This window comes from Paenibacillus montaniterrae (genome assembly GCF_018403185.1).
Lineage (GTDB): Bacteria > Bacillota > Bacilli > Paenibacillales > Paenibacillaceae > Pristimantibacillus > Pristimantibacillus montaniterrae.
This window is the reverse complement of sequence record NZ_BOSE01000022.1, coordinates 1-1,661: the sequence shown is the minus strand read 5'-3', so window position 1 is coordinate 1,661 and position 1,661 is coordinate 1. Positions and strand designations below refer to the sequence as shown.

Here is a 1,661-nt window from a genome sequence, read left to right as displayed (position 1 = left end):
TTCATGTTAAGTCTCATTCCTTTCGCTGTGCTCAAGGCACAAAAATACAATGAAAGTTGCACCATCAACCCTACCGTTTGATGATATAATGTACTCGGATAAGCAGATATACTACAGAGCACGGGGAGGTGAGTGGTGCAGTTCATTACTGCCCGCATGTTAAGATGTGCCGTTTGCTATTTCAAGTACAAATAAGTGTGCCATAGAGCACGGAAACTAATCCTTGTATAAACAATTCCCGTTTATTACGTAGCAAACAGTCAATGTCTGCTTATTCCACTATAAACTCTGCGGGGATGTGTTTATGCTCAAAATTGTTCACCCTATTTGCTGTGGAATTGATGTCCACAAAAAGTTTGTTGTTGCAACGGTTGGTACGACTACCCAATCGGGTATTACAGAATACCAAACCAAGCAATTTTCAACCTTTACAGAGGATTTAATCCGTCTTTTAGATTGGTTAAAGTCCCAATCTTGCATCCATGTCTGTATGGAGTCTACAGGCAAGTACTGGCATCCTGTTTTTAATATTTTGGAGGAATACTGCACGGTTGTTGTCGCTAACCCCAAATATGTAAAGGGGATTCGCGGCAAGAAAACCGATAAAAAAGATTCAATATGGCTTTGTGATCTACACAAGCACGGTTTGGTTCCCAATAGTTTTATACCGCCCTTATTAATCCGTCAAATTCGTGATTTAATGCGGTATCGGTTTAAACTCATCAATTTTAAGTCAAGTGAGAAAAACCGTGTTCAAAACTCACTTACGGTTTCCAATATTATGATTTCCAATGTGGTTTCGGATACCTTTGGTGTAAGCTCGATGAACATTATTAATCACATCCTTGAGAATCCTGATGATCAAGATTTCGATCTTTCATCCATGCTTCACAAAAGTATGCAAAATAAAGCAGAGACCCTTACAAAATCCATTCATGGGAATTTGACAAAGCCGCAAGCAGATAAAATGCGTGTTTGTCTTGCTCATATGGAAAATATTGAAAATCATATCACGGATATTGAGAATGTTGTGTTAGAGTTAGTGCAGCCCTATTTACGGCAAATCGAAATTATTCTGTCTTTGCCAAGCATTAAAGATATTTTCACTGCCATTGCTATCATCGGTGAGATCGGTACGGACATGTCCGTATTTCACTCTTCCAAACATCTATGTTCATGGGCTGGACTTACTCCACAAAACAATGAAAGTGCTGGCAAGAAAAAATCGGTCCGCGTTTCGCGAGCTGGCGTCTACATCAAGCCCTTGTTAGTGCAATGTGCAAATGCCGCGATTAAAAGCAAAAAGTGTACGTATTTCAAAGTCCGATATGACCAAATCAAGAAACGTCGAGGTCATAAAAAAGCGATTATTGCGATTGCACACATGCTTCTCAATTGCATCTATCATATGCTTAATAAGAATGAGACTTTTAACTACGAATTATACGAAATGGACTCCAAACCCAAACCAACTTATGCCCCTCAGATCACTGAGGAAATGGCAATACGTTACCTGCAAACTTTGGGCTACCAAATACCCCACATGCCCATTAAAATGTGAACCTCCATATAACGAAAATTTTTTAAAAGCCACTTTTAGTAGGCTTATTTTGTTATGCCCACTTTTTTCTCAGCAGTTACTTTAGCATTCTTTCAAACTA

The 1,661-nt window shown here is 39.0% G+C and carries 1 protein-coding gene; it reads left to right on the top strand.

All coding sequences use genetic code 11. From position 1 onward, the window contains the following. The first annotated feature begins 304 nt into the window (after window positions 1-304). Window positions 305-1,561: an IS110 family RNA-guided transposase gene (locus KJS52_RS26920; RefSeq protein WP_213520722.1), complete on the top strand. Its 1,257-nt coding sequence runs from the start codon at window positions 305-307 to the stop codon at window positions 1,559-1,561. Window positions 1,562-1,661 lie beyond the last annotated feature (100 nt).